Genomic DNA, 26,284 nt, shown 5'->3' on the forward strand with positions numbered 1-26,284 from the left:
TCTACTGGCTGTTCGAACCCTGATCGGCGGATCCCCCGACCCGATGTCCGTGGTATTCCTGCGCCGGTCAGCGTGGGAACGGCGGTGGCTCGACGGGGCGGTAACCACCTTTGACCGACCGGCGGATCTGTTCGATCAGATGCTCCTGCGCGCCAGTGGGGTCCTCCTTGAAGGGAACCAGGTCGATGTACCGGATGCCGCCCAGCAGTGCTTTGGGCTCGCAATCCTCGATCCTGACGGGGATCAGCCCGCGGTGCCGTCCGCCCGGGTCGCGACCGAACGCGGTTCCCCAGGCGGCTCCGACCGCATCCGAGGCGAGATAGGCTCGTGAAAGCACGACGATCGTGCGTTCCGAGTATTCCAGGCCTTCCTGGAGTGCCAGGTAGTAGTTGGTGCCCGCAGGATCCCAGGCGTCGTGGCGGACGCGGTATCCCTGCGCCTGCAGGTACCACGTGATCCAGTCTCCCCACGCCTTGTCGGTACTGAGCGCGGAGACGAAGAAATCCCACTTGGTGCCGTCCGTCCGAACCGGAACATCCAGACCGCCCTGGTCGTCCGGGCTGCTCGGGTTGGTCAGGCTGGCGGGGCGGGCCGTTGTGCCTGCGGGAGCGGCCCGGGTTTCCGCACCCGCCGGGCTGCTGGTGGGGCTTGCCGGCAGGCGGGCTGGCGCGCTGGGCAGTGGGCGGCCGGGAAGGGTCAGCCAGGCGGTGGCGGAGAACGTCTTCACCGTCACGTCGACCTCGCGGAAGTTGCTCGGGAGGAGCCCGCGCAGCCGCGGGCGGACGACGGAATCGAAGACCTCGGCCGAGAGGATCAGCGCCAGGTCCGCGTCCTGGTCGTGCGCCAGCGCATCCCGAATGGGCGCCGAGTCGACCAGCCGCGCGCAGGTCACCACAGTTTCGCCGGCCCAGCCGGTGCCGTGCGGGAGGATGTCGCCGTCGTGGATCGAAACCCGCAGCCGGATCCGGCCGGTCTTGTTACGGGTCGCGTTGTACTCGTTCAGCGAGATACCGAGCTCGCGGACGAAGTCAGCGACGATCCGTGCCTTCGGCGTGGCAGCAGAGAACACCATGAGGTAGCCGTCGCCCCGGTCCTGCTGCAGAAGGGCGGGGGGTATTCGCGCCTCGGCCAGGGCGCCCTCGATGATTCCCCGCAGCCCGTCGCGCAGCTGCCTCTGCTCCAGCATTTCGAGACCGCTGTAGCCGACGGCGTCGAAGGCGATGACGGTGCCGTTCGTGGGCAGCTCACCATCCGCGCGAGGCGCGCGGCCGGTGACCCGGGGCTGGCTGCCCACGGGTTCGGCGTCCTGCGCGGAGGCCAGCCCCGTCTGGAACGCCTGGTTGGCGGGGAAGTCGCGAGCAGCGATGGCGAGAATCCTGCGGCGGGCATCGGGAAGCACGCCCTGGACGAGCGTGGCGTTGACCGCATGCCAGTACTCGATCGCGGTCGACGTCCCCTGCGGCTGCCGTGCGGACTCCAGGCCGGCCAGCCTGAGTAGCTGACCAGCGGAAATCCGCTCGGAGTAGACGGCCGCGAGGGCCAGCACCTCCGCCTCGGCCAACGAATGGACCGGCGGCTCGTCGCCGCTCATCACCGCGACCTCGACTCATCGACCTCGGACACAGACCGCCTCCCCGTACATGCCGGCGCCGTCAGCTGCATTTCCTTTCGGAATGCTGGCAGACTATCCGGCGCCGGCGGAATCATTGCCGTCGGTGGCCGGTTTCTGACCAGGCGCGGCGGCGATCCGAGGAGGATGCCGGCAGGAGATGCCGGCGGGCGCGGGACGGCGAGTCAGACGATCTCGATGATCATGGCGGCGCCCATGCCGCCGCCGGCACACATCGAGACGCAGCCGAGGGAGGCGCCGCGGCGGCGAAGCTCGCCGACCATGGTGACGACCATCCGGGCGCCGGTGGCGGCGATGGGGTGACCGAGGCTCGCCCCGCTGCCGTTCACGTTGACGATCTCCGGGCGGATGCCGAGCTTGCGCACGGCCGCCACCGGCACCGAGCAGAACGCCTCGTTGATCTCGAACAGGTCGATGTCGGCGAGGGCGAGCCCGGCGCGGTCAAGCGCGCGGGGGATCGCGAGGGTGGGCGCGAGGCCGGTCAGTGCGGGCTCGATCCCGGCGGTGGCCCAGGAGCGGATCCGTGCCAGCGGGGTGAGGCCGTGGGTGGCCGCGTAGTCGTCGCTGGTCAGGGTCACGGCGGCCGCGGCGTCGTTGAGGCCGGCGGCGTTCGCGGCGGTGACGGTCGCGTTGGGCAGTTCGGGGTGCAGCAGGGGCAGCGTGGCGAGGCGTTCCAGGGTGGTGCCGCGGCGGGGGTGTTCGTCGGTGTCGAACCGCTTGGTCGTGCCGTCGGGCAGGGTGACGTCCAGCGGGATGATCTCGTCGACGAAGGCGCCGGAGTCGATGGACGCCAGCGCGCGCTCGTGGGTGTAGACGGTCCACTCGTCGACGTCGCGGCGGGTCAGGCCCATCTCCCGGGCGGTGTTCTCCCCGACGGTGATGGACATGTCGAACGCGGGGGCCTCCGGCGTCTCCGGGTGCGACGGGGCCATCCAGGGCTGGTACTCGCCGGTGGCGTCCCGCTTCGAGCTGCGGGCCGCGTTGGTGAGGCTTTCGGTGCCGCCGGCGATGACGACGCGGTCCATGCCGGCGCGGATGCTGCCGGCGGCGATCGAGACGGCGGTCAGGCCGCCGGCGCAGTGCCGGTTCGTCGCGGCGCCGGAGGCGTTGAACAGGCCGAGCCGGACGGCGATGTTGCGGGCGATCACCCCGCCGCCCTGGTACGACTCGGCGAGGACGACGTCGTCGACGTCCGCCGCGGGCACGCCGCCGCGCTCCAGGGCGGCCGGGACGACGGCCTCGGCCAGCTCGAACGCGTCGAGGCCGACGAGGCTGCCCTTGCGGGTCCGGCCGATCGCGGTGCGGGCGGTGGAGACGATGACTGCTTCGGCCATGAGGATCTCCTCGATGTGGTCCGGACGGCGCTGCGATGTGGTCCGGACGGCGCTCGACAGGCTGGTGCTCGGCTCGGGGACGGGCTGCACCGGTCCCGGGACCGGGACCGGGCTGGTTGCCTGGGTTATTTGGGCGGGAAGCGCAGGGCGCCGTCGAGGCGGATGTTCTCGCCGTTGAGGTAGGGGTTGCGCACGATCGACTCCACCAGCAGGGCGAACTCCTCGGGCTTGCCCATCCGCTTGGGGAACTGGATGGTCTCCACCAGGCGTGCCTTCAGTGCGTCCGGTGCGCCGAGCATGATCGGCGTGCCCATCGTGCCGGGCGCGATCGCGCAGACCCGGATGCCGGCCGGGGCGAGGTCGCGGGCCATCGGCAGCGTCATCCCGAGGATGGCCGCCTTGGCCGCGCCGTAGGCGAGCTGGCCGGCCTGCCCTTCGAGGCCCGCGATGGAGGCGGTGTTGACCACCACGCCGCGCTCCCCGTCCTCGGTGGGCTCGTTGCGGCTCATCGCCGACGCCGCGAGCCGGGTCACGTTGAACGTGCCGATCGCGTTCATGTTCATGACCTTCACGAACGCGTCCTTGTCGTGCGGGGTCCCGTCGCGGGCGACGGTGCGCCCGGCGATGCCGCCGCCGGCGACGTTCACGACGACCGACAGGACGCCGAGCTCCCGCGCGGCGGCGACGGCCGCCAGGACCGCGTCGTCGTCGTTGACGTCACCGCTCACCGCGGTGGCGGCCGGGCCGATGCTGTCGGCAAGCTCCTTGGTGCGGTCCTCGTGCAGGTCGAAGACCACGGTCTTCAGGCCGAGGCCGGTGAGGTGGCGGACGCAGGTGGCGCCCAGCCCGCCCGCTCCGCCGGTGACGATGGCCGAACGCCCTGCCAGATCCACTGGTTCCTCCCGCGACGAGCAACATCAAGATGGGACAATATTGACATCAAGATCGAAAATCTGTTCAAGATCGAAAAGTGCGAACCTCGAAATTGACATCGAAGTTGCAAAAAAGTTATGGTGCGCGAGTGTCGGTGTCAAAGGTTGCGCTAGGGCTCAGTCTCGCCGGGATCCGCGGGGACGCGGCCACCCTCGCCGCGGTCGCGCGGCGGGCGGAGGAGTCGGGGTACGACTCGGTCTGGACCAACGAGGCGTGGGGTAACGACGCGTTCACGCCGCTGGGCGCCATCGCGGCTGTCACCTCCCGGCTCGGGCTCGGCACCGCCATCGCCCAGATCCCGGCCAGGACGCCGGCGACCACGGCGATGACCGTCCTGACTCTGCAGCAGCTGTCCGGCGGCCGCCTCACCCTCGGGCTCGGTGCCTCCGGGCCACAGGTCGTCGAGGGCTGGCACGGTGTCCCGTTCCGCCAGCCGGTGCGGATGACCAGCGAGTACCTGGCCGTGCTGCGCAAGGCGCTCGCGGCGAAGGAGCGGCTGGAGTTCGCCGGCTCGATCTATACGATTCCCTACGCCGGGGCGGATGCCACCGGCCAGGGCCGGCCGCTGCGTTCCACGATGCCGCCCGCCCCGGGCACGCCGATCCTCGTCGCCGCGATGGGCCCGAAGAACGTGGCGATGGCTGTCGCCGAGGCCGACGGCCTGCTGCCATACCTGTGGAGCCCGACCCGCTGGAGCGCGGCCTGGGGCGAGACGCTTGCCAAGGCGCCGGCCGGGTTCCAGGTGGCCCCGACAGTCCTGGCCTGCGTCGGTGACGACCTCGACAAGTGCCGTGACCAGGTCCGTCCGCGCATCGCGCTGCACATCGGCGGGATGGGTTCGAAGAAGACGAACTTCTACGCGGCGCTGGTCTCCCGCTACGGGTACGAGGCCGAGGCCAGCCACATCCAGGACCTCTTCCTCGGCGGCGACCGCGCCGGCGCCTGTGCGGCCGTCCCCGACGAGCTCGTCGACGACCTGGCGCTGGTCGGGCCGCTCGAGCGGATCGCCGACCAGCTCGCCGCCTGGCGCGACGGCCCGGTCACCACCATGATCATTGAGCCGTCCGACCTGAGCATGCTGGAGCCCATCGCCACCCTCTGGTGACGCAACCAGGCCCGGGCCACGTGCCAGGGAGCCAGACATCTAAGGAGACAGCCATGCCAGCAGCGGCGACCGGGGGCGCGGAGGGCGTGGGGGGCGCGGACGCGGCGACCACGGCTGGGGCTGCGGCCACGGCCACGGCTGCGGTTGGGGCTGCGGCCACGGTTGCGGACGTCCTGCTCGCGCGGGCCGAGCAGGACGAGCCCGCGTTACTGGTCGCCGACCGGAAGTGGAGCTACCGCGAGCTGATCGAGGAGGCGTCGCGCCGGGCGGCGCTGTTCGAGCAGCTGCGTGACGCCGACCGCCCCCCGCACATCGGCGTCCTGCTGGAGAACGAGCCCGACTACCTGTTCTGGCTGGCCGCGGCGGCGCTGTCCGGGGCGGTCGTCGTCGGCATCAACTCGACCTACCGCGGCGACGCGCTGGGCCAGCTGATCCGGCACAGCGACTGCCAGCTGCTGGTCACCTCGACCGGGCAGCAGCCGCTGCTGGCCGGAGTGGACACCGGCGTCGCCGCTGACCGGGTGCTGCTGGTCGACGACCCCGACCACATCGCGCTGGTCGCCCGCCAGCCGGCGGAGCCGCCGTGGCGGCAGGCGGCGCCCGAGGACCTGCTCCTGCTGATCTTCACCTCGGGTTCGACGGGCCTGCCGAAGGCGGTGCGCTGCACCCAGGGCCGGTATGCCCGCACCGGCGCGCACGTCGCGAAGATCGCGCAGCTCGGCGCGGGTGACGTCGTCTACTCCCCGCTGCCGTTCTTCCACTCGAGCTCGTTGTTCACCGGCTGGTCGTCCGCGCTGAACGCCGGCATCCCGATCGCGACCCGGTCGAAGTTCTCCGCCTCCAACACGCTGCCGGACGTCCGCCGCTTCGGCGCAACCATGATCACCTACACCGGCAAGGTTCTCAACTACATCCTCGCCACCCCCGAACGGCCCGACGACGCCGACAACCCGCTGCGGCTCGCGGTCGGCAACGAGGCGTCCGCGCGCGACATCCGCGACTTCGCCCGCCGCTTCGGCTGCACCGTCCGGGACAGCTACGGCTCGACCGAGGGCATCATCATCATCCGCCGCGACCCGGCGATGCCCGAGGGCGCGCTGGGCGTCGCCGACCCGACGGTGAAGGTGCTCGACCCCGACACCGGGCTCGAATGCCCGCCGGTCACGTTCGGAGCGGACGGACGTCCCACCAACCTGGACGTCGCCGTCGGCGAGATCGTGGAGACCGCCCCGACCGGTGGGTTCGAGGGCTACTACCGCAACGAGGCGGCCACCCAGGCCCGCTTCCGCGACGGCTGGTACTGGTCCGGGGACCTCGCCTACCGCGACGCCGACGGCTGGCTGTACTTCGCCGGCCGCTCCAACGAATGGCTGCGCGTCGACGGCGAGAACTTCGCCGCCGCCCCCGTCGAAGCCATCGTGGGCCGCTACCCGGACGCGCGCTCGGTCGCCGTCTACGCCGTCCCCGACGACCCGGTGGGCGACCGGGTCATGGTCGCCCTCGAGCTGCGCGGCGGCGCCGAGTTCGACCCGGCGGCCTTCGACGCCTTCCTCGCCGACCAGCCCGACCTCGGACCCAAGTGGGTCCCGGCGTTCGTCCGCGTGACGCAGGAGCTGCCGAAGCTCGCCAGCATGAAGATCGACAAGATGCGGCTGCGGCGCGAGGCCTGGCGGGCCGACCAGGTGGTCTGGCGCCCGGGCAAGGGCGAGCCACTGCGCCGGCTCGACGAGGCCGACCGCTCCCGGCTCGCCACCCTTCTCGGCTGAGCGGGGGAGCGGCACCCATGATGACGCCCGAGTCGGCCGGAACCCGCCCGTCGCCGCTCACCGACGGCCTCGTCTTCGCGGAGGGCCCCCGCTGGCGCGCCGGCAGGCTCTGGTTCTCCGACATGCACGGCGAGGCCGTCCACACCACGACCCTGGACGGAAAGACCACCCGGGTTCTCGCCCTCCCCGGGGAGAAACCGTCGGGCCTCGGGTTCCTGCCGGACGGGTCCGCGCTGGTCGTCGCCATGAAGCGCCGGGCACTGCTGCGCTTCGCCCCCGACGGCTCGAGTTCGGGCGGCTCCGGCACGGACGGCTCGTTCACGGTGCACGCCGACCTCGCCGACCTGGTGTCGGACGAACTGAACGACATGGTGGTCGACGCGACCGGCGTCGCCTACGTCGGCAGCTACAACACCGAGCCGGGAACCGGCGTGATCGTGCGGGTCACCCCCGACGGCTCGGCCGCGATCGCCGCCACCGGCCTGGAGTTCCCCAACGGCTCGGTCATCACCCCCGACGGCCGGACGCTGATCGTCGCCGAGTCCAAAGGCCGCCGCCTCACCGCGTTCGACCTCGACGACCAGGGCAACCTCGCGCAACCCAGGACGGTCGCGACCACCCCGGACGCCGCCCCGGACGGCATCGCGCTCGACGCGGCCGGCGCGATCTGGGCCGCGTTCCCCCTCGCCCAGGAGTTCCGCCGCATCCTGCCCGGCGGCGAGGTCACCGACCGGATCAGCACCGGCGAACGCATGGCCATCGCCTGCACCCTGGGCGGCGACGACCGCCGGACCCTGTTCCTGCTCAGCGCGAAGAACTGGAGCGCCGACGCCTTGGCGGGCGCCAGAACCTCCGTGGTGGAAACCCTCCACGTCCCGATACCCGGCGCCGGCCTGCCCTGACCATGTGGGTGCCGGAAACTGGGTTCAGGTCATGCAGCCTGCTGGTATTCGTGGATGAGCCCGCTGAGCCGATCATGTCGGATGATCGAGGTGCCGGGTTCGGGTGGCGGGTCGGTGCTGGTGCTGAGTGGTGCCTGTTGCTGGAGTGATCGGTGGGGCCGGTGGTGGTTGTAGTGATCGACGTTCTATGAAGAACAGGACGTACAACTTGCTCAGCAGGACGGTGTCGACGGTGACGAAGTCACAGGCCAGGATGGCGTGGGCTTGGGCATGCAGGAACTGCCGCCAGGTGGGGCCGGAGCGTCGGGGTGCGGGATCGACCCGGGCGGAGCGCAGGATCGTTCAACGGTACTGGCCGGCAGAATCGTCTCCGGGCGGACCAGCAGGATCGGCCATGAGGTGCGCGGGAGGAGTCGTGTCAGTCCGGTGAGGATCGCGCGGTCGGCCCAGCAGAACCGGGGCCGGGGCACCTGGAGGCGCGGCACGGCGAGTTCGTGGCGGAGCACGAGGATCTCGGCGTCTTTCGCCGCCGAGCTGCGGGCCACCAGCCCCAGCCAGCCGACCAGTCGGCAGAAGACGAGGTAGATCAGCCGAACCGCCATGGCCACGATCATCTACGCGGTGGTGTCCCGGTCAAGAGCACGGGTACCCGGTTGGGGTACAGGTGTCCGATCCCCTCCCGGGGGGCATTCCGCAGCTGTCCCGCTGCTGTCCTGAGCTACGCCGAGCGCTGATAAGCGGCCCGGGGACCCGGGAACCCACCGTGCCATCCTGCGGCCCTGACTGCGGGCGTGATCGACGCAGCCAGAGGCCCGGGGCACAGAATAGCCGGGTTCTATGATCGGTTCGATGACCGGCGGATGTGGTTGTCTCGGTCAGCGCGTGGTGTCCTTGACGTTCTCGCCGACCTGCCTGATGTCTCCGCCGATCTTCTCGGCGGCGCCTCGGGCTTCCAGCTTTCGGTCCCTGCTGACCCGGCCTGCGCTCCGCTTGGTCCGCCCTGTGAAGCTCTGCAGGGCGTTCCTCGCCTTGTCCACCATGCTCATCGAAGACTCCTCCGTCGTGTGACCGTTCGCGCATGATTGCCGTGCCGGCTATACCCGGCCCGGGGGCGGCGACGCATGAGGCCCGACACCAGACGGAGGCCACGGGTGACGATCCGGGCACGCCCGGCGACTTGGACACCTTCACAGAAGGCGCCGACGACGAGTTCGACCAATAACCGCCTGGCCCTCACCCGTTCGCCAAGTTGTCCAGTACCCATCCCCGGGCAGACTAGGCCCACTCCTCCCAGGCCCACTCTTCCCAGTTCGATCGACTACATATTGTAAGCGGCACACTTGCCCTGCCCAGTGCGGGAAGATATGACTGTTATGTCGAGGAGTCGCCGGCCGCGTGTGTGCGCATTGTGTGCGCGGATGTCCCGGCACGACGCGGCATGCGCCGGCACGTTCCGGCACGGAAATCGCCCTGACCTCGGATTTTGCGGCATGGGGCGGCACGTTCCGGTATGCTCGGATACGCGGTGACCGTTCTGTAATCGAGTGGCTAACCTCGATCTTTCGCCTGCCGGGTGCGTGCTGCCGTCGGCCGACCCGGTAGTGGTGAGGCTCCTGGAGACTGCCGGCGCGACAGCCTTTCTTGCGTACTACGCGAACACATACGGACCCCTGGCGACCGAGAGCGGCGCGCCGAGCCGCAACCCCGAGAAGCCCGTGCTCACGGTGTAGCCACAGGGTGCGGGGCCGGCTTTGGCCTGTACAGCTGGCCGCGATCCTCCTCACTCGTATTTGGATCAAGCGATGAATGACGGATCGAACCTGGTCGCGTTCGGGCGCTTCGACGGTCGAGGCGCCTTGGCTTGCTTGGGCCCAGAGTTGCGCGTCGGCGGCGGGTACTAAGCCTTACTGGCGGTTTGGCTTCACCGCGATGATCTCCCCAACCGGCGCGAGCTCGACGAGGCCGTCGATCGACAGACCGTGGCGCGTACGTTAGACGCCGCCGGTTCTGGTGTCCAGCACGTACTCTGGCTATCCGGGCGGGTCCGGATCTCGCTGAGGAACCGGACGGGACGGACGTGCTAGCGGTTGCCGGTGGCATCGACGATCCAGGAGAAGTCCCCGTTGGCGAGACTCTCGCGCCATTCCGCGGGTGCGGGGCCCATCAGGGTCTGCATGTCCCAGTAATCCTTCCAGAGGGCGATCACGCCGTCCTGAACGACCTGTACCGACAAGCAGGGCAGCACGATCTCCTCGCCCGAGGAGAAGCGCCAGATCTCGTGATGCTCCGTCATCACCGTGTCGCCTTCGCTGACCGTCCTGATCTGATCGTTCTCAAAGGTGGCGAGGCTGTCCAGTACGGACTTCGCGCGAGCGACGATGCCTTTCGGCCCTTTGGCCGCGAGGGTGGGCCCTGCGGGCACGTCCCAGTACACCGAGTCGTCGCCGAAGAAGACGTGCAGGTGCTCCCAGTCGCGGGCGAAAAGTGTCTTCCAGAACTCCGCTACAAGCGTCTCGGTGCTCGTCGTGGACGGGGCGTCGGACATGGTCGGCTCCTTGCGCGGTACGCGGTGCGGAAGGGGGTTGCGGACGTCGCCGTGGGCGGGCGCCGCCCTCAAAGCGTGACGACGGTGCGGCCCTTGGTTCGACCGTCCTCCATGGCGCCGAGGTCCCGCGCCGTCACCGGACCCCGGTGGCGTCATAAAGCCAGGACCGGTCACGTCCGAGGCTCGCGACCCAGGACGGCGGCGCCTTCGTGATGAGGGCCTGGAGGTCCCAGTAGTCCTTCCAGATGGCGATCACACCGTCGCGTACGACCTGTACCGAGACGCAGGGAAGCACGATCTCCTCCCCGCCGGCGAACCGCCAGATCTCCGCGTGCTCGGTCATGACCGTGTCGCCGGCGGCGACCGTCCGAAGGTGGTCGTTGCCGTAGAAGACGAGGGCGTCGAGGACCGACGTGGCCCGGGCGATGATGTCCTCAGGGCCCCTGGCGGCCACGGTCGGGCCGGTGGGCACGTCCCAGTAGACGGAATCCGGGCCGAAGAACGTGCGCGCGCGGTCCCAGTCGCGGGTGTACATCGCTTCCGTGAACGCGGCGACGATCTCCCTGGGGGTTGCGCGCGCCGGGGTGTCGGACATGGTCAGCTCCTTGGTGCCGGCCGGCGGAGGGCTAGTGGACGGGGGATGGGGCGACGTCCGGCGCGGCGCACACGTCGACGGGAATCGCGGTGATGTGGGACATGCAGCTCACGGGATCGAAGGCCCCTGGTCCACGCGGTGTCAGGACGTTCACGTTCGCACCGCCACGCCGCTGCGCCACCGGCATACCGGTCGTCCCCGCATTGCCGAAACCGTGGGTCATCGCCACCACGCCGGGGCGCAGCCGCGGGTCGAACTGCACCTCGGCGGCGAGCGCACCCCACTCGTTGCTGACCGAGACCCGCGACCCGGCGGTGAGACCGAGGTCGGCGGCATCGTGCGGGTTCATCCAGAGCGGGTTCGGCCAGTCGCCGGGGCGTTTCGTCGGCAGGTTTCCCATGGCCGAGTTCAGCGCGTCCCGGGTTCGTCTCGTGACCAGTTTGAAGCGCCCCGGATCCTCGGCCCGGAGCTCCTCGAACAGGGCGTGCCCCCGGGCGAGCGTCGAACCGAGCGCCTCGGGCACGCAGTCGAGCGGGCCGTCGACCCCCAGCCGTTCCCGGGAGCGTTCGGCGCCGTCCTCATGCAACGGCACGACGCCGCCCGCGGCGCGCAGCGCGGGCACGTCGAGGCCCTTCGGGGCGAGCGCCCGGTCGAACAGCAGCGGCAGGGCATCGGTCGCGGCCGGGTCGAGCAGGGGGGTGCGGCCCATCGCCTGCAGCAACTGGCCGAGGATGCGCCATTCCTCGCGCTGCTGCGCGTCCGCCTCGACCACGGCCGGTGTCCACTGCAGGTAGGGCTCCACCTGAATGCCCTGGACGAAGGTGTTGAGATCCGGCCGCTCGAACTGGTCGGTGGCCGGGAGCACGAAATCGGCGAGCTCACCGGTGGCGTTGCGGTAAAGGTCGATCGTGACGAGCAGGTCGAGCGAGCGCAGTGACTGTGTGAGCTCGGGGCCGCCGCCGACGCTGAGCGCCGGGTTTCCCGCCACGACGACCAGCGCCCGCAACGGCTCGTCGGCCGCGCCGATGAACTCGGGGAGCAGGGCGGCGGGGAGCAGACCCATCGCGCGCCGGAAGTCACCCCATCGAGTCGTGTGGAACGAGGCCGCGGTCCGGTCGACGGGCCCGAAGCGTGCCCCGATCCCGCGGGCGGGGAAATAGTTCCCGCCGGGCCGGTCGAGGTTTCCCGTCAGCAGGAGCAGCATCTGGACGAGCCAGTAGGCGAGAGCACCCTGCCGGCCCATGTTCAGGCCGGTGGACACATGGATCGCCGCGGACCCGGCGGTAGCGAAGTCCCGGGCGAGCTGTGCGATGACCTCGGCGGGAAGGCCCACGACGTCGGCCACCGCGTCGGGTGAGTACGGGGCGACGAACGCGGCGACCTGCTCGGCACCGGTGACCGCCCCCTGCGCGGCACCCGTCCGGAAGCCCACCGTGCGGTGAATCTCGTGCAGGATCGCGGCCAGCAGGTACGGGTCGCTGTCCGGCCGGATCTGCAACGTCGTGCCGATGTCCGGTTCGACGTCGACGGGGTTCACGAAGACGACCCGGCCGCCGCGGTCGCGGATTCGCCTCAGCTCCACGACCGGGTTGGCGACACTGATGAACGACGACTTGCTGACCCGCGGGTTGGAACCGATCACGAGAAGCAGCTCGGTGCGCCTGAGATCGGGGATCGGGTTCGCACTCGGCGAGCCGTAGAGCAGCTCGGCGACCGCGTACTTGTTGGAACAGTCCTGCGTGGCGGCGGAGAACACCCGGTCCGTCCCCAGCGCGCCCGCGAAGTGGCCCGAGGCCGCGCTGCCCAGGGCGTTGAACGCGACCGGGTTTCCGATGTAGATGCCCGCCGCCCTCGGGCCGTGCTCGGACATGGCGTCCCGCATCCGCGAGGCGATCTCCTCCATTGCTTCGTCCCACGAGACGGGGACGAAGCGGTCGCCTTCCCTGCGCAGCGGTACCCGCAGCCGGTCCGGATCGCGGTGCAGGTCGATGGCGCGAAGTCCCTTGTTGCACGCGAAGCCGCGGGTGACAGCGTGATCGTGGTCCGGCCGGAGGCGGACGAGGTGGCCGCGCTCGACCGTGGCGACCGTTCCGCAGCCGGCCTCGCAGAGCCGGCAGTAGGTGCGGACGGTGCCAGCCTGCCCGTCGAGCAGCCCGGCCGCGGTGCCTGTGCGCCCATGGAGGTGAGAGGACTCAGGATTCATGGATCACCAGATCGTGCATGGCGGCAGACTCGCATGGTTGAGACATGCACCACAAGGGTTGCACTATGCAACCAGTGTCGCGAAAGTACCGCCATGGCCCGTCCCTCGCCGCAGACAGACCGAGTCGTGGCGCTCATCGAGATGATCGCGCTGCGTCCGACAGAGGGCGTGACCCTGGCGGACGTCACCCGCGGCCTGGGCGTGAACAAGTCCACCTGCCACTCGATGCTCAGTGCCCTCACCTCGGCGGGCTGGTTGCTGCGTGACCCGGTCCGCAAGCGCTACTGCCTCGGCCCGGGTCTGGTCGCGGTCGGTCGGGCGGCCGACGACGGGTTTCCCGCGCTTGCCTTCGCCCGGCCGGCCATGGCAGAGCTCAGCGCCGCCGCCGGTGCGAACTGCCTGGTGCTGACCATCGGCCGAGATCAGATGACCGTCGTCGACGAGGTTCGCCATCCACGGGCCGCGGTGGGCGGCCTGCGGGTCGGCTCCACCGTCCCGCTCCGTCCACCGTTCGGGACCGCCGTCCTCGCCGGCGACGACACCGACCGCTGGCTGGCGCAGGCGCCGGCCGCGCACCGCGAGCGCTACGCCGCGGCGTTGGCCTCGGTCCGGGCGCGGGGCTACGCCGTCGAGCTGGCGCCCGCGCCCACCGAACAGCTGCGTCGCCTCGCCGGCCGCCTCGGCCTGCCCGGGCTGATGGAGCGGCTCACGGAGGAACTGACGGGTGATGACTACCACCTGGTCCAGGACCTCGAGCCCGACCGCGAGTACGACACGACCTCGATCAACATCGCGGTACCCGGCCCGGGGGCCCAACCTGTCCTGCTGCTCGGCCTGACCTGCCTGCCCGCGCCACTGTCGGGCGCCCGCATCGCCGAGCTCGGCAGCCGGCTCATCGAGGTGGCCGGCCGGCTGGGCTCCGCCCTGGCGGGGACACCCCGAGCCGCGCGAGCCTCGTAGCGCAGTCGCCGGCGTGCGCGGTCGCCGGCTGTGCGGTCGCCGGCGTGCGCAGGCAGCTGCCCCGTCGGCGGTTCTGCGAGGATCGGCGCCGCCGCCGACGAGTTCACGGAGTTCGTGTCGGCCACGACGTCCGGTGTGGTCGTTCTTCGACTCCGGAAAGGGGTTCGCCCGGCCGGCGAAATGATTTTTGCGCCGGCGGGAAGATCTCTCGGCAGGTCGGAGAAATGCTGACCAGTAATCTCCTCAGTGAGGGTATCTGACCCGGTCGGCCACGTTTACGGAACGCATTGTGGCCGTCGTCGCAAGGGGGTTATTAGGGGTCCCCTGTGGGGCTGACACCTTTTCTTCTCCCGGCTAGCCTTGCGGTGACCAGTTCTTTTCGCGGCCGTGTGCGCGCCGCTCACATCGCGGGGTATGGCACCCGGCTGCAGGCAGCCGCCGCCGTCAGCATCACGGCGAGGGCTACGGTCGTTTTCCCGGTTCTTTCTTCTGCCGGTGTGTTTCCAAGAATGGGAGCGTGGGATCGTGAGTGCTGCGCCGAAGGCTGCGCCGGATCTTCCGGCCTGGCCGCGGTTCGACGACGACGAACGTGCCGGCCTGATCCGCGCCCTGGAGCAGGGGCAGTGGTGGCGGATGGGCGGTGGCGAGGTGGACGCCTTCGAGGCGGAGTTCGCCCGCCATCACGGGTCGGAGCACGGGCTGGCCGTCACCAACGGCACCCACGCCCTGGAGCTGGCGCTCCAGGTGCTCGGCGTCGGCCCGGGCAGCGAGGTGATCGTCCCGGCCTTCACCTTCATCTCGTCGTCGCAGGCGGCCCAGCGGCTGGGGGCTGTCGCCGTCCCGGTGGACGTCTACCCCGACACCTACAACATCGACGTCGCCGCCGCCGCGGCCGCGATCAGCCCGCGCACCAGTGCGATCATGCCCGTGCACATGGCCGGTGAGGTCGCCGACATGGACGCGCTCGCGAAGCTGTCCGCCGACTCGGGCGTTGCGCTGGTCCAGGATGCGGCGCACGCGCACGGCGCGCGCTGGCAGGGCCGCCGCATCGGCGAGCTCGGCTCGGTCGCCGCGTTCAGCTTCCAGAACGGCAAGCTGATGACCGCCGGCGAGGGAGGTTTCGTCGTGTTCCCGGACGCCGAGCTGCGCGAGATCGGCTTCCTGCGGCACAGCTGCGGCCGACCGCGCACCGACCGGCTCTACTTCCACCAGACCTCGGGTTCCAACTTCCGGATGAACGAGTTCTCGGCCGCGGTGCTGCGCGCCCAGCTGCGCCGGCTCGACGGGCAGATCGACACCCGGGAACAGCGCTGGCCCGTCCTGTCCGGCCTGCTCGCCGAGATCCCCGGCGTCGTCCCGCAGGGACGCGACCCACGCTGCGACCGCCGGTCGCACTACATGGCGATGTTCCGGATTCCGGGAATCGCCGAGGAGGAGCGCAACCGGCTCGTCGACACCCTCCAGGCCCGCGGCCTGCCGGCGTTCGCCGCGTTCAGGGCCATCTACCGCTCCGACGGCTTCTGGGAGACCGGCGCGCCGGACCTGACCGTCGAAGAGCTGGCCCGCCGCTGCCCCCACGCCGACGCGATCAGTGCCGACGGCATCTGGCTGCACCACCGCACCCTGCTCGCGACCGAGGCACAGATCCACGATGTCGCCGAGATCGTGGCCGACGTCGTCACCGGCTCCCCGGCCCGCCGGTGAGCATCGGGACCCGCGACCGGTCCCCGGGGCCCGTCGGCGCCGACGGGCCGCTCACCGGCGGGCCGCCTCGACCGGTCGCGGCGGTCGAGGCGACGACGGACCAGAACCCGGCGGACGGCGGCGGCACCGTGCCCCCGCCGCTGCGGGTGGCCGTCGTCGGGCTCGGCTGGGCGGGACGGTCGATCTGGCTGCCGCGGCTGCGGGCGAGCCCGTGGTTCACCGTCACCGCCGCGGTCGACCGGGACGAGGGCGCGCGGGCCGGCCTCGCCGCGGCCGACCCGGACGTCCGGCTGCTCGCCTCGCCGGCCGACCTGCCCCCCGGCAAGGTCGACCTGGCCGTCGTCGCGGTGCCGAACCACCTGCACGCCCCGGTCGCCGCCGACCTGCTCACCGCGGGTATCCCGGTGTTCCTGGAGAAGCCGGTGTGCCTGAGCGTGGCCGAGGCCGACCGGCTGGCATCGGCCGAACGGGCCGGCGGCGCGGTGCTGCTGGCCGGCAGCGCGGCCCGGCACCGGGCCGACGTGCGTCGCCTGTACGACGTCGTCGGCTCCTGCGGCACGGTCCGGCACATCGACGTCTCCTGGGTGCGGGCGCGCGGCGTCCCGGACGCGGGCGGCTGGTTCACCAGCCGTCAGCTGGCCGGGGGCGGCGCGCTCGTCGACCTCGGGTGGCACCTGCTGGACACGGTCACGCCGCTGCTCGGCACGGATCGGTTCGCGCGGGTGCTGGGTGCCACCTCGGCCGACTTCGTCCGCGAACGCTCGCGCGGCGCGGCCTGGCGGCACGCCGCCGCCGGCGCGTCCCCTGCCGCCCCGGTGACCACCGCCGGGGCCGGGGACGTCGAGGACACCGCCCGCGGCCTGCTCGTCACCGACCGGGGTGTCTCGGTCTGGCTGCGCGCGAGCTGGGCCTCCCACCAGAGCCGCGACGTCACGCTGATCCGGGTCGAGGGCAGCGCCGCGACCGTCGAGCTGCGCTGCACCTTCGGCTTCAGCCCGAACCGGCTCGGCGGATCCACCCTCACGTACACCCGCCAGGGCGACACAGTGCGCCTCCACGTTCCGGACGAGCCGGTCGGCGCCGAGTACGCACGTCAGCTCGACGCCCTGCCCGGCCTGCTGGCCGACCCGGCGTCGCGCGGCCGGGCCGTCGAGGACGCCCGCCAGGCCGCCTACGCCGTCGAACGCCTCTACCGCTCAACCGACCATCGCCCCCCGACCGACCGCCAGCACCCGACCGACCGCCAGCACCCGCCCGCCCGCCCGGCCCGTCCCGGTGCCGTGGCGACATCCGATGCATGAGCTAGAACTCGGAGAGACCGATGGCAGTCGATCTACCGGTCCAGCCCTTCGTTCCCGCCCCCACCCGCGCCCCCGACCATGGGGGCGGCCGGCACGAACGCGCCGTGGTGTTCGACCTCGACGGGGTCGTCGTGGACAGCTTCGCGGTGATGCGCGAGGCGTTCCGCCGCGCGTACGCGCAGGTGGTCGGCCCCGGCGAGGCGCCGTTCGCCGAATACCACCGCCACCAGGGACGGTACTTCCCGGACATCATGCGGCTCATGGGCCTGCCGCTGGCGATGGAGGAGCCGTTCACCCGGGAGAGCCATCGCCTGCGCGACGGGGTGACGGTCTTCCCGGGCGTCACCGAGCTGCTGCGCACGCTGCGAGCCGCCGGGTTCGGCCTCGCGGTGGCCACCGGGAAGAGCGGGCCCCGGGCCCGGGCCCTGCTCGACCACCTCGGTCTGCTGGCGAGCTTCCACCACGTGGTGGGCTCGGACGAGGTGCGCCGGCCGAAGCCGGCCCCGGACATCGTGCGCCGCGCGCTGGACCTGCTCGGGACGGAGCCGGAGAACGCCATCATGATCGGCGACGCGGTGACCGACCTGGCCAGTGCGCGCGGAGCGGGTGTGCGGGCGGCCGCGGCGCTGTGGGGCGCGGCGGATGCCGCCGAGCTGCTCGCGGCCGGTCCGGATGTCGTGCTTCGCCGGCCGGCCGACCTGCTGGCCGTGGTGGAGAAAACAACCACCCGGATTTCGTGAAACACCGCGGAAGCAGAAGAAGGTCGGGAGCCCGCATGTCAGGGACTTCTTAGGGGGCGGGCAGGGGAACCCGAAGAAGCTTTCCCGGGTGAGACTGGAGAAAGCTTTTCTCGGTTTCGCCTGCTCGTTCGACGGAGGACCTGCGGAATGCTGCGTACCGATCTCATTCGGCCGTTGCCGGAACTGCTTCGGCGGAATGCCGAACGTCTCGGCGAGAAGACCGCGTTCCAGGACGCCCGTCGGGCCGTCGGCTACGCGGAGCTGGAACGGCGCACCCGGCGGCTGGCCGGCCACCTCGCCGGGCTGCGGCTGCGGCCCGGCGAGCGGGTGGCGTTCGTGCTCGCGAACAGCGTCGAGAGCGTGGAGAGCTACCTCGCCGCCACCCGGGCCGCGGTCATCGGTGTGCCCATCAACCCGCGGGTCACCGAGGCGGAGCTCGGCTACCTGCTGGATGACAGCGGGGCCCGGCTGGTGATCACGGATCCGGCGCGCCTGGACCTGGTGGCCAGGGTGCTGCGGGAGCGCCCCGGCGTGCGCGTGCTCGTGACCGGGGCGCCGCGGCTGCCGGCCGGCGCACCGGCGGGAGTACTGGCGTTCGAGGCCCTCGCCGGCAGCGAGCCGGCCACACCGGCCCGCGATGACCTCGGCCTCGACGACATCGCCTGGATGCTCTACACCTCGGGGACGACCGGGCGACCGAAGGGCGTGCTGTCCACCCAGCGCAACGGACTGTGGTCGGTCGCCGCCTGCTACGCGCCTGTTCCCGGCCTGTCCGAGCAGGACCGGGTGCTCTGGCCGCTGCCACTGTTCCACAGCCTGTCGCACATCGCCTGCGTGCTGACGGTCACCGCGGTCGGCGCCTCCGCGCGCATCCTGGACGGGTTCGCCGCCGACGACGTGCTCACCGCGCTGCGTGCGGACTCCTCGACGTTCCTGGCCGGTGTGCCGACCATGTACCACTATCTGGTCCGGGCGGCGCGGGAGAGCGGCTTCGTCGCGCCGGATCTGCGGATGTGCCTGGTCGGTGGTGCGATCACCACGGCGGCGCTGCGGCGGGACTTCGAGGCCGCGTTCGGGGCGCCGCTGCTCGACGCGTACGGCAGTACCGAGACGTCCGGCTCGATCACGATCAACTGGCCGACCGGTGCCCGGGTCGAGGGCTCCTGCGGGCTGCCCGTGCCCGGTCTGGGTGTGCGTCTCGTCGACCCGCACAGCGGGCTCGACGTGGCCGCGGGGGAGGAGGGCGAGGTCTGGGTCCGCGGGCCGAGCGTGATGGTCGGCTACCACGGCCAGCCGGAGGCGACCGCCGCGGCGCTGCGGGACGGCTGGTACCACACCGGCGATCTCGCCCGCCGCGACGACGCCGGCTACCTCACGATCACCGGCCGGATCAAGGAGTTGATCATCCGCGGTGGGGAGAACATCCACCCCGGCGAGATCGAGGAGGTGCTGCGCGGGGTGCCCGGCGTCGCCGACGTCGCGGTCGTTGGTCGCCCGCACGAGCTGCTCGGCGAGGTTCCGGTGGCCTTCCTGGTGCCCGGCCCGGAGGGACTCGACCCCGATCGGCTCTACGCCGCCTGCCGGGAGCGGCTGACTTACTACAAGGTGCCCGAGGAGCTCTACGAGGTCGACCGGATCCCGCGGACCGGCTCGGGGAAGATCACCCGGCACGTGCTGCTCGACCAGCCGGCCCGCCTGCGTGCCGCCAGCAGCGGCTACCACGAGTCGATGTTCCGGCTGGACTGGGTTCCGCTGGTCTCGGCCGCCACCGGGCCGGCCTCGGCCCCGGATCCCGCCCCGGAACCGCCCGCGGAACCCGCCGCGGTGTCCTCCCCGGCGGGCGGCCCGCCTGGTAAGGCCCCCCGTCGCTGGGCGGTCATCGGCCCCGACGTGTTCGGTACCGGCGGGGCGCTGACCGGCCGGGGCGCCACCGTCGTGGGTTACCCGGACCTGGCCGCCCTGCGCGCCGCTGTCGCCGCCGGCGAGGCGGCCCCGGAGGCGACCGTGCTGGCCTGCGGGGCCGCGCTCGGCGCGGCCGGCCCGCTCGCCGGCGCGCTCGCCGACCGCGCCGGGTGGCTCGCCGACGTCATCACCGACTGGCTCGCGGACCCGGGCCTGCGGTCCGGCCGACTGGTCATCGTCACCCGGGGTGCCGTGGCGGTCGGACCGGACGACGACGTCGAGGACCTGATCCACGCTCCGCTGTGGGGGCTGGTGCGCACGGCGCAGGTCACCCACCCGGACCGGTTCGTGCTCGTCGACATCGGCGGGGACGACGCGGCCGCGGCGGCGCTCCTGCCCGCCGTCGTGGCCTCCGGCGAGCCGCAGGTCGCGGTGCGCGACGGGGTGCTCCTGCGTCCCAGGCTCGCGCGGGCCTCGGCGATGGTGGACGGCGACGACAGCCCGCGCTTCGACCGGCACGGCACCGTCGTCGTCACCGGGGCCGACGGGCCGGTCGGCGCGGCCCTCGCCCGGCACCTGGTCACCGGCTACGGTGCGCGGCGGCTTCTGCTGCTGGTCGACACGCCCGGCGACGACACCGAGGCGAGGGTCGGGGAGCGAGTCGGGGAACTGCGCGAGGAGCTCGCCGCGGCGGGTGCCACCGTCGGCGTGACCGGCTGCGTCCTGGCTGACCACGCCGGGCTGTCCGCCGCGCTGGCGCGCGCGTCGCGTCCGATCACGGCGGTGTTCCACGCCCACGGACTGGCCGGCCCCGAGCCTGTCGGGGAGCGGCTCGCCGCCGCCTGCGCCGCCGCCCTGAACCTGCACGACCTGACCCGCCGGCTCGACCTGCGGGCGTTCGTGCTGGTCTCGTCGGCCGCCGGGCTGCTGGGAACCCCCGGACAGGGCGGGCGGGCGGTGCTCGACGTCCTGCTCGCCGCCCTCACCCAGCACCGGGCGGCCCGCGGGCTGCCGGCGACCTGCCTGGCCGTCGGGCCGTGGGAGGGCACCGGGCTGGTGGCGGCCCCCGGGGTGCGTGCGCTGTCACGCCAGGAGGGCCTCGCGATGGTCGACGCGGCACTCGACGCCCAGGCGAGCACGCTGGCCCTGCTGCGGCCGGACGCGACCGCCCTCGGCGACGCGGCCGCGGTGCCCGTGCCGCTGCGGGACCTGATCGACGTCCCGCCCGCCCCGAGCGCCCCCGACGACGGCCGCGCCGCCGCGCTGCGCCGCGACATCGCGGACCTGGCCGAGGCCGACGCGATCCGGGTGCTCGCCGACCTGGTGCGCGCGGAGGTCGCCGAGATCGGCGGCCTGCCCGGGCCGGACTCCGTCCCGGCCCAGCGCGCGCTGCGGGAACTGGGTTTCACCTCGCTGAGCACCGTGGAGCTGCGCAACCGGCTGAGCGCGCGGACCGGGGTACGGCTCGCGATCACCGTCGCGTTCGATCATCCGACCCCGGCCGCCCTCGCCCGCCACCTCCGGGAGGTACTGCTGGGCGAGCCGGTCGGCGCGGGACTGGCGGGCCCGGCGGGGGCGTCGCCGCGGGCCGCGTCGGACGAACCGGTCGCCGTGGTCGGGATGGCCTGCCGGCTGCCCGGCGGCGTGGCCTCGCCCGACGGGCTCTGGGACTTGGTGCTCGCGGGCGGGGACGGCATCGGCGGTTTCCCGACGGACCGCGGCTGGGACCTGACCGGCCTGTTCGCCGACGGTGAGCCCGGGCGGCCCGGGTCGTCGGCGGCGCAGGAGGGCGGGTTCCTGGCCGACGCCGCCGGCTTCGACGCGGGGCTGTTCGGAGTGTCGCCGCGGGAGGCCCTGGCGATGGACCCGCAGCAGCGGCTGCTGCTGGAGGTCTCCTGGGAGGCCTTCGAGCACGCCGGCATCAGCCCGCGGGACCTGCGCGGCACACCCGTCGGCGTGTTCACCGGGCTGATGCACCACGACTACGCCCGCGGGCACGGCGCCGGAGCCGGCAGCGGCAGCGGCAGCGGCGAGCTGGAGGGCTACCTGAGCACCGGCACCGCCGGCAGCGTCGCCTCGGGCCGGGTGTCGTACGTGTTCGGCCTGGAGGGGCCGGCGCTGACGGTGGACACGGCGTGCTCGTCGTCGCTGGTGGCGCTGCACCTGGGCGTGCGGTCGCTGCACGCCGGCGAGTCGACGCTGGCGCTGGTCGGCGGGGCCGCGGTGATGGCGACGCCGGAGGTGTTCGTCGACTTCTCCCGCCAGGGCGCGCTCGCGTCGGACGGCAGATGCAAGGCGTTCGCCGACACCGCCGACGGAACCGGCTGGTCCGAGGGCGCGGCGGTGCTGGTGCTGGAGCGGCTGTCGGACGCGCGGCGCAACGGCCGGCGGATCCTCGCGGTGGTCCGCGGCTCCGCGGTCAACCAGGACGGCGCGTCCAACGGGCTGACCGCGCCGAGCGGCCCCGCGCAGGAGCGGGTGATCCGCTCCGCGCTGGCCGACGCGGGCCTGTCGAGCACCGACGTCGACGTCCTGGAGGCACACGGGACCGGGACCAGGCTCGGCGACCCGATCGAGGCCCACGCGCTGCTGGCGACCTACGGGCAGGGCCGGCCGGCGGAGCACCCGGCCCTGCTGGGCTCGCTCAAGTCGAACATCGGCCACACCCAGGCGGCGGCCGGCGTCGCCGGGGTGATCAAGATGGTGCAGGCGCTGCGGCACGGGGTGGCCCCGAAAACGCTGCACGTCGAGCGGCCCTCGACCCGGGTGGACTGGGAGAGCGGGGCGGTGGCGCTGCTGACCGAGACGCGGGCCTGGCCGGAGCACGGCCGGCCACGCCGGGCAGCCGTGTCCTCGTTCGGGGTGAGCGGCACCAACGCGCACGTCATCCTGGAACAGGCCCCGCCGGACGAGCGGGTGACGCCGGACGAGCCGGTGACGCCGGACGAGCGGGTGACGCCGGACGAGCGGGTGACGCCGGACGAGCCAGGTTCGCGGAACGAGCCGGTGGTGCCGTGGCTGGTGTCGGCGGCGTCCGAGGCGGCGCTTCGCGCCCAGGCCGCCCGGCTGGCCGATCACGTCGAAGAACAGGCCGAGGAGCAGCTCGACGAACCGGTCGAGGAGCACGTCGACGGGCGGGACCGGCTGACGCCGGTGGAGGTCGGCCGGTCGCTCGCGACGACCCGGGCGCAGCTGCCGCGGCGGGCCGTCGTGCTCGGCGACCGGCGCGACGGACTGCTCGCCGGCCTGCGGGCGCTAGCGGCCGGCGAGCCGTCCGGGCAGGTGACGACCGGTACCGCCGACGTCGACGGCCGGCTCGCCTTCGTCTACCCCGGGCAGGGCTCCCAGTGGGTGGGGATGGGCGCCGGCCTGCTCGCGGCGTCCTCGGTCTTCGCCGAGGTCGTCGAGGAGATCGCCGAGACGCTCGACGGGCTGGTGGACTGGTCGCTGCCGGACGTCCTGCGCGGCGCCGGCGGGGCCGAGGTGCTGAGCCGGGTCGACGTGGTGCAGCCGGCGTCGTTCGCGGTGGCGGCGGGGCTCAGCGCGGTCTGGGGCTCGCTGGGCGTGCGGCCCGACGCGGTGGTGGGGCACTCCCAGGGCGAGATCGCCGCGGCGCACGTCGCGGGCGCGCTGACGCTGCGCGACGCCGCCCGGGTGGTCGCGCTGCGCAGCCGGCTGATCGGCGCGCGGCTCGCGGGCCACGGCGGGATGGCCTCGGTGCCGCTGCCGGCCGATCAGGTGCGGCCACGGCTCCCCGCCGGCGTCGAGATCGCGGCGGTCAACGGGCCCGGCGTGACGGTGGTGGCCGGCGCCCCGGCCGGGCTCGACGAGCTGCTGGCCGGCTACGAGGCCCAGGGCGTGCGGGCCAGGCGGATCCCGGTGGACTACGCGTCGCACACGGCCCAGGTCGAGCGGATCGAGGCGGAGCTGACCGAGCTGCTGGCCGGCATCAGCCCGGCGGCGCCGCGGCTGCCGTTCTACTCGACGGTGGACGGGGGCTGGGTCGACGCGGGAACCACCCCGCTGGACGCCGGCTACTGGTACCGCAACCTGCGCCGGACGGTCCGGTTCGGCCCGGCGATCGGGGCGCTGGCCGACGCGGGATTCCGTGCCTTCGTCGAAGTCAGCCCGCATCCGGTCCTCACCGTGGGGATCAGCGAGGTGCTGGAGGAGCGCTCGGCGCTGACGACGGTCGTGACCGGCACCCTGCGCCGCGACGAGGGCGGCCCGGACCGGCTGCTGCGCTCCACCGCGGAGCTCCACGTCCGCGGTGTCCCGGTCGACTGGCCGGTCGTCCTCGGGCCTGCCGGGGGGCAGCCGGTCGCGCTGCCGACGTACGCCTTCCAGCATGAGCGGTACTGGCTCGACGCGGCCGCGGCGGCGGGGCCCGCGGACGTCACCGCCGCCGGGCTCGCCCCCGTCGACCACCCGCTGCTCGGCGCCGCCCTCGACGTCGCCGGGACCACCCGGGCCAGCGGTGTCCCCGAGCTGGCCGGCGAGGAAACGGCGGCCGACGGGGCAGCCGGCGGCGCCGTGCTGCTCACCGGGCGGCTCTCGACCCGCAGGCACCCATGGCTGCTCGACCACCGCGTCGGCGACGCCGTGGTGCTGCCGGGGACGGCGCTGCTCGACATCGTGGCCCACGTCGGCGAGCGGGTCGGCACGGCCCAGATCGCCGAGCTGACCATCGTCGCGCCGGTCGTGGTCGCGGACGGCGGCCTCGACCTGCAGGTGACGGCCGAGCCGGCGGACGGCGACGGGCACCGCGGCGTGCGCGTCCACACCCGCCCGAACGCCGGCGATCCCTGGACCGAGAACGCCGCCGCCGTGCTCGGCGCGCTCCCGTCATCCGCGGTGCCCGGCGCCGCACCGGAATGGGCGGCGACCGGCTGGCCGCCGCCGGGCGCCCAGCCGGTCGACCTGACGGACTGCTACGAGCGGCTGCCGGTGCGGTACGGGCCGAGCTTCCACGCCGTGCGGGCGGCGTGGACACTCGACGGTGCGGTGTACATCCGGGTCGAGCTGCCCGAGGCTGCGCTCGGCTCCGACACCGACCGGTACGGCCTGCACCCGGCGCTGCTCGACGCGGCCCTGCACCCGCTCGCCGCCGCCGGCTTCTTCCCCGGCCCCGACCAGCCGCGGCTCGCGTTCGCCTGGTCCGGGGTGCGGCTCCACGCGGTGGGCGCCCGAACGCTGCGGATCCGGGTCGCCCCGGCCGGCCCGGACGCGCTCACGATCAGTGCCGTGGACGACGCCGGTGCCCCGGTCGTCGACGTCGACGAGCTGGTCGTGCGCCCGGTCGACCCGGCCCGGGTCGGATCGGGTGCGCGGGCGTCGCGCGACGCGCTGTTCGAGCCGTACTGGGAGCCGGTCCCGGTGGCGACCGCGGCAGGGGGTGCGGTCGCCACCGGGGCCGCGGGGAGCTGGGCGTTCCTCGACGACCTTCCCGCCCGCCAGACCGGCGAGCCGGCCGCCGTCGTCCACCTCGTGCCCACCGTGCCCGCCGACGGTGCCGACGGTGCCGATGCCGACGTTCCCGCCCGGGTCCACGCCCTGGGCTTCGCGCTGCTGGAGGTGCTGCGCGGCTGGATCGCCGACCCCCGGCCCGTCTCCGCCCGCCTCGTCGTCGCCCTGCGCGCCGGTGACGTGGTCCACGGCGCGCTGCACGGGCTCGTCCGCGCGGCGCAGGCCGAGCATCCCGGCCGGTTCGGGCTGCTGGAGCTCGACCGGGCCGACGAGGAGAGCATCGCGGCCGGGGTGGCCGCGCTCGCCGGCGACGAGCCGGTGGCCGCCGTCCACGACGGCGTCGTGTCGGTGGCCCGGCTGCGCGCGGCGCGCCCGGCGCCGCCCCCGGCCCGCTCCCGGCTGGCCGGCGGCACGGTGCTGGTCACCGGGGCGACAGGCGGCCTCGGCCGGCTGGTGTCCGGCCACCTCGCCCGGGCCCATCAGGTGGCCGAGCTGGTGCTGGTGTCCCGCTCCGGCGTGCCCGCGAGCTGGGTGGAAGAGCTGTCGGCGGACGGAGTGCTGGTCCGGGGCGTCGCCGCCGACGTGGCGGACCGCGACGCCCTCGCCGAGATCGTCGGGTCCGTCTCCGACCGGCTCGTCGGCGTCGTCCACGTCGCCGGGGTGGTCGAGGACGGGATTCTCGAGTCCCTCGACGAGCGGCGTTGGCATGCCGCACTGCGGCCCAAGGTGGACGCGGCCTGGGCACTGCACGAGCTGACCGCCGGGCTCGACCTCGCGGCCTTCGTGCTGTATTCGTCGGCGTCCGCCGTGTTCGGCGGCGCGGGGCAGGCGAACTACGCCACCGGCAACGCGTTCCTCGACGCGCTCGCCGCGCACCGGCACGCCCTCGGCCTCCCGGCGGTGTCGCTGGCGTGGGGGCTGTGGGAACAGGCGGCGGGGATGGGCGGCCGGCTGCGCCCGGTGGACCGGGCCCGGATGACCCGGGACGGCACCCGGCCGCTCTCGGATGCCCAGGGTCTCGCGCTGTTCGACGCGGCGTTGGAGGACGACCGTCCGGCGCTGGTTCCCGTCCGGCTCGACCTCGCCGCGCTGCGCCGCCGGGGCATCGACGGCGTCGAGGGCGCCGTACCGGCACTGCTGCGCGCGCTCGTGCCCGTCGCCGCCCGGCGGCGCGCGGCCATCGGGGCGACGGCGGCCC

16 protein-coding genes are annotated in these 26,284 nt (G+C 73.0%); 8 read left to right on the forward strand and 8 right to left on the reverse strand.

What is annotated here, in order from left to right; translation table 11 throughout:
• Positions 1 to 67: 67 nt before the first annotated feature.
• From FREUN1FDRAFT_RS39890 to FREUN1FDRAFT_RS16740, 3 genes are all read right to left on the reverse strand, one after another.
• Positions 68 to 1,591 (reverse strand): toll/interleukin-1 receptor domain-containing protein, encoded by a 1,524-nt coding sequence (locus FREUN1FDRAFT_RS39890; protein WP_006541294.1) that lies wholly within the window; start codon positions 1,589 to 1,591, stop codon positions 68 to 70.
• 203 nt (positions 1,592 to 1,794) lie between these two features.
• Entirely contained in the window at positions 1,795 to 2,964 is a 1,170-nt protein-coding gene (locus FREUN1FDRAFT_RS16735; RefSeq protein ID WP_006541295.1) for a thiolase family protein, read from the reverse strand.
• A gap of 125 nt (positions 2,965 to 3,089) precedes the next feature.
• Positions 3,090 to 3,857: an SDR family NAD(P)-dependent oxidoreductase gene (locus tag FREUN1FDRAFT_RS16740; protein ID WP_006541296.1), complete on the reverse strand. Its 768-nt coding sequence runs from the start codon at positions 3,855 to 3,857 to the stop codon at positions 3,090 to 3,092.
• A 134-nt stretch (positions 3,858 to 3,991) separates the two neighbouring features.
• On the opposite strand from FREUN1FDRAFT_RS16740, the gene FREUN1FDRAFT_RS16745 reads away from it, so the two are divergent.
• Genes FREUN1FDRAFT_RS16745 through FREUN1FDRAFT_RS16755 form a run of 3 tightly spaced genes read left to right on the forward strand, consistent with a single transcriptional unit; the run spans position 3,992 to position 7,670 of the window.
• Positions 3,992 to 5,002, forward strand: coding sequence for an LLM class F420-dependent oxidoreductase (locus tag FREUN1FDRAFT_RS16745; RefSeq protein ID WP_006541297.1), 1,011 nt, complete (start codon positions 3,992 to 3,994; stop codon positions 5,000 to 5,002).
• Positions 5,003 to 5,055: 53 nt separating this feature from the next.
• Positions 5,056 to 6,768, forward strand: coding sequence for an AMP-binding protein (locus tag FREUN1FDRAFT_RS16750; protein WP_006541298.1), 1,713 nt, complete (start codon positions 5,056 to 5,058; stop codon positions 6,766 to 6,768).
• Between the two features lie 17 nt (positions 6,769 to 6,785).
• A complete protein-coding gene (locus FREUN1FDRAFT_RS16755) occupies positions 6,786 to 7,670 on the forward strand; it encodes an SMP-30/gluconolactonase/LRE family protein (protein WP_006541299.1) in 885 nt (294 codons plus the stop codon).
• Positions 7,671 to 7,882: 212 nt separating this feature from the next.
• On the opposite strand, the gene FREUN1FDRAFT_RS39895 is transcribed toward FREUN1FDRAFT_RS16755, so the two are convergent.
• The 5 genes from FREUN1FDRAFT_RS39895 to FREUN1FDRAFT_RS16780 form a co-directional block, all read right to left on the reverse strand.
• Positions 7,883 to 8,272: a hypothetical protein gene (locus FREUN1FDRAFT_RS39895; RefSeq protein ID WP_198144358.1), complete on the reverse strand. Its 390-nt coding sequence runs from the start codon at positions 8,270 to 8,272 to the stop codon at positions 7,883 to 7,885.
• Between the two features lie 273 nt (positions 8,273 to 8,545).
• Complete coding sequence (locus tag FREUN1FDRAFT_RS16765) at positions 8,546 to 8,716, reverse strand: CsbD family protein (protein WP_006541301.1); 171 nt, start codon at positions 8,714 to 8,716, stop codon at positions 8,546 to 8,548.
• 1,034 nt (positions 8,717 to 9,750) lie between these two features.
• Positions 9,751 to 10,215 carry a limonene-1,2-epoxide hydrolase family protein gene (locus FREUN1FDRAFT_RS16770; protein ID WP_006541303.1) on the reverse strand — a complete coding sequence of 155 codons (465 nt, stop codon included), beginning with the start codon at positions 10,213 to 10,215 and terminating at the stop codon, positions 9,751 to 9,753.
• A gap of 133 nt (positions 10,216 to 10,348) precedes the next feature.
• Entirely contained in the window at positions 10,349 to 10,810 is a 462-nt protein-coding gene (locus FREUN1FDRAFT_RS16775; RefSeq protein WP_006541304.1) for a limonene-1,2-epoxide hydrolase family protein, read from the reverse strand.
• Positions 10,811 to 10,841: 31 nt separating this feature from the next.
• Positions 10,842 to 13,013 carry a molybdopterin-dependent oxidoreductase gene (locus tag FREUN1FDRAFT_RS16780; protein WP_006541305.1) on the reverse strand — a complete coding sequence of 724 codons (2,172 nt, stop codon included), beginning with the start codon at positions 13,011 to 13,013 and terminating at the stop codon, positions 10,842 to 10,844.
• Positions 13,014 to 13,139: 126 nt separating this feature from the next.
• On the opposite strand from FREUN1FDRAFT_RS16780, the gene FREUN1FDRAFT_RS16785 reads away from it, so the two are divergent.
• From FREUN1FDRAFT_RS16785 to FREUN1FDRAFT_RS16805, 5 genes are all read left to right on the forward strand, one after another.
• Entirely contained in the window at positions 13,140 to 13,973 is an 834-nt protein-coding gene (locus FREUN1FDRAFT_RS16785; RefSeq protein WP_050795894.1) for an IclR family transcriptional regulator, read from the forward strand.
• 525 nt (positions 13,974 to 14,498) lie between these two features.
• Complete coding sequence (locus tag FREUN1FDRAFT_RS16790) at positions 14,499 to 15,677, forward strand: DegT/DnrJ/EryC1/StrS family aminotransferase (protein ID WP_006541307.1); 1,179 nt, start codon at positions 14,499 to 14,501, stop codon at positions 15,675 to 15,677.
• A complete protein-coding gene (locus tag FREUN1FDRAFT_RS16795; RefSeq protein WP_006541308.1) occupies positions 15,674 to 16,978 on the forward strand; it encodes a Gfo/Idh/MocA family protein in 1,305 nt (434 codons plus the stop codon). The genes FREUN1FDRAFT_RS16790 and FREUN1FDRAFT_RS16795 overlap by 4 nt, the downstream gene beginning before the upstream one ends.
• A gap of 20 nt (positions 16,979 to 16,998) precedes the next feature.
• A complete protein-coding gene (locus FREUN1FDRAFT_RS16800) occupies positions 16,999 to 17,718 on the forward strand; it encodes an HAD-IA family hydrolase (protein WP_006541309.1) in 720 nt (239 codons plus the stop codon).
• A 147-nt stretch (positions 17,719 to 17,865) separates the two neighbouring features.
• A partial coding sequence (locus tag FREUN1FDRAFT_RS16805; RefSeq protein WP_006541310.1) for a type I polyketide synthase occupies positions 17,866 to 26,284 on the forward strand: 8,419 nt, incomplete at its 3' end.

This window comes from Parafrankia sp. EUN1f (assembly GCF_000177675.1).
GTDB lineage: Bacteria > Actinomycetota > Actinomycetes > Frankiales > Frankiaceae > Parafrankia.

What these genes read in the sequence shown, in the direction of transcription:
- FREUN1FDRAFT_RS16755 (WP_006541299.1), top strand. Translation starts at nt 6,786, where the DNA reads ATGATGACGCCCGAGTCGGCCGGAACCCGCCCGTCGCCGCTCACCGAC.
- FREUN1FDRAFT_RS16765 (WP_006541301.1), bottom strand. Translation starts at nt 8,716, where the DNA reads ATGAGCATGGTGGACAAGGCGAGGAACGCCCTGCAGAGCTTCACAGGG.
- FREUN1FDRAFT_RS16770 (WP_006541303.1), bottom strand. Translation starts at nt 10,215, where the DNA reads ATGTCCGACGCCCCGTCCACGACGAGCACCGAGACGCTTGTAGCGGAG.
- FREUN1FDRAFT_RS16735 (WP_006541295.1), bottom strand. Translation starts at nt 2,964, where the DNA reads ATGGCCGAAGCAGTCATCGTCTCCACCGCCCGCACCGCGATCGGCCGG.
- FREUN1FDRAFT_RS16750 (WP_006541298.1), top strand. Translation starts at nt 5,056, where the DNA reads ATGCCAGCAGCGGCGACCGGGGGCGCGGAGGGCGTGGGGGGCGCGGAC.
- FREUN1FDRAFT_RS16800 (WP_006541309.1), top strand. Translation starts at nt 16,999, where the DNA reads ATGGCAGTCGATCTACCGGTCCAGCCCTTCGTTCCCGCCCCCACCCGC.
- FREUN1FDRAFT_RS39895 (WP_198144358.1), bottom strand. Translation starts at nt 8,272, where the DNA reads ATGGCGGTTCGGCTGATCTACCTCGTCTTCTGCCGACTGGTCGGCTGG.
- FREUN1FDRAFT_RS16780 (WP_006541305.1), bottom strand. Translation starts at nt 13,013, where the DNA reads ATGAATCCTGAGTCCTCTCACCTCCATGGGCGCACAGGCACCGCGGCC.
- FREUN1FDRAFT_RS16775 (WP_006541304.1), bottom strand. Translation starts at nt 10,810, where the DNA reads ATGTCCGACACCCCGGCGCGCGCAACCCCCAGGGAGATCGTCGCCGCG.
- FREUN1FDRAFT_RS39890 (WP_006541294.1), bottom strand. Translation starts at nt 1,591, where the DNA reads ATGAGCGGCGACGAGCCGCCGGTCCATTCGTTGGCCGAGGCGGAGGTG.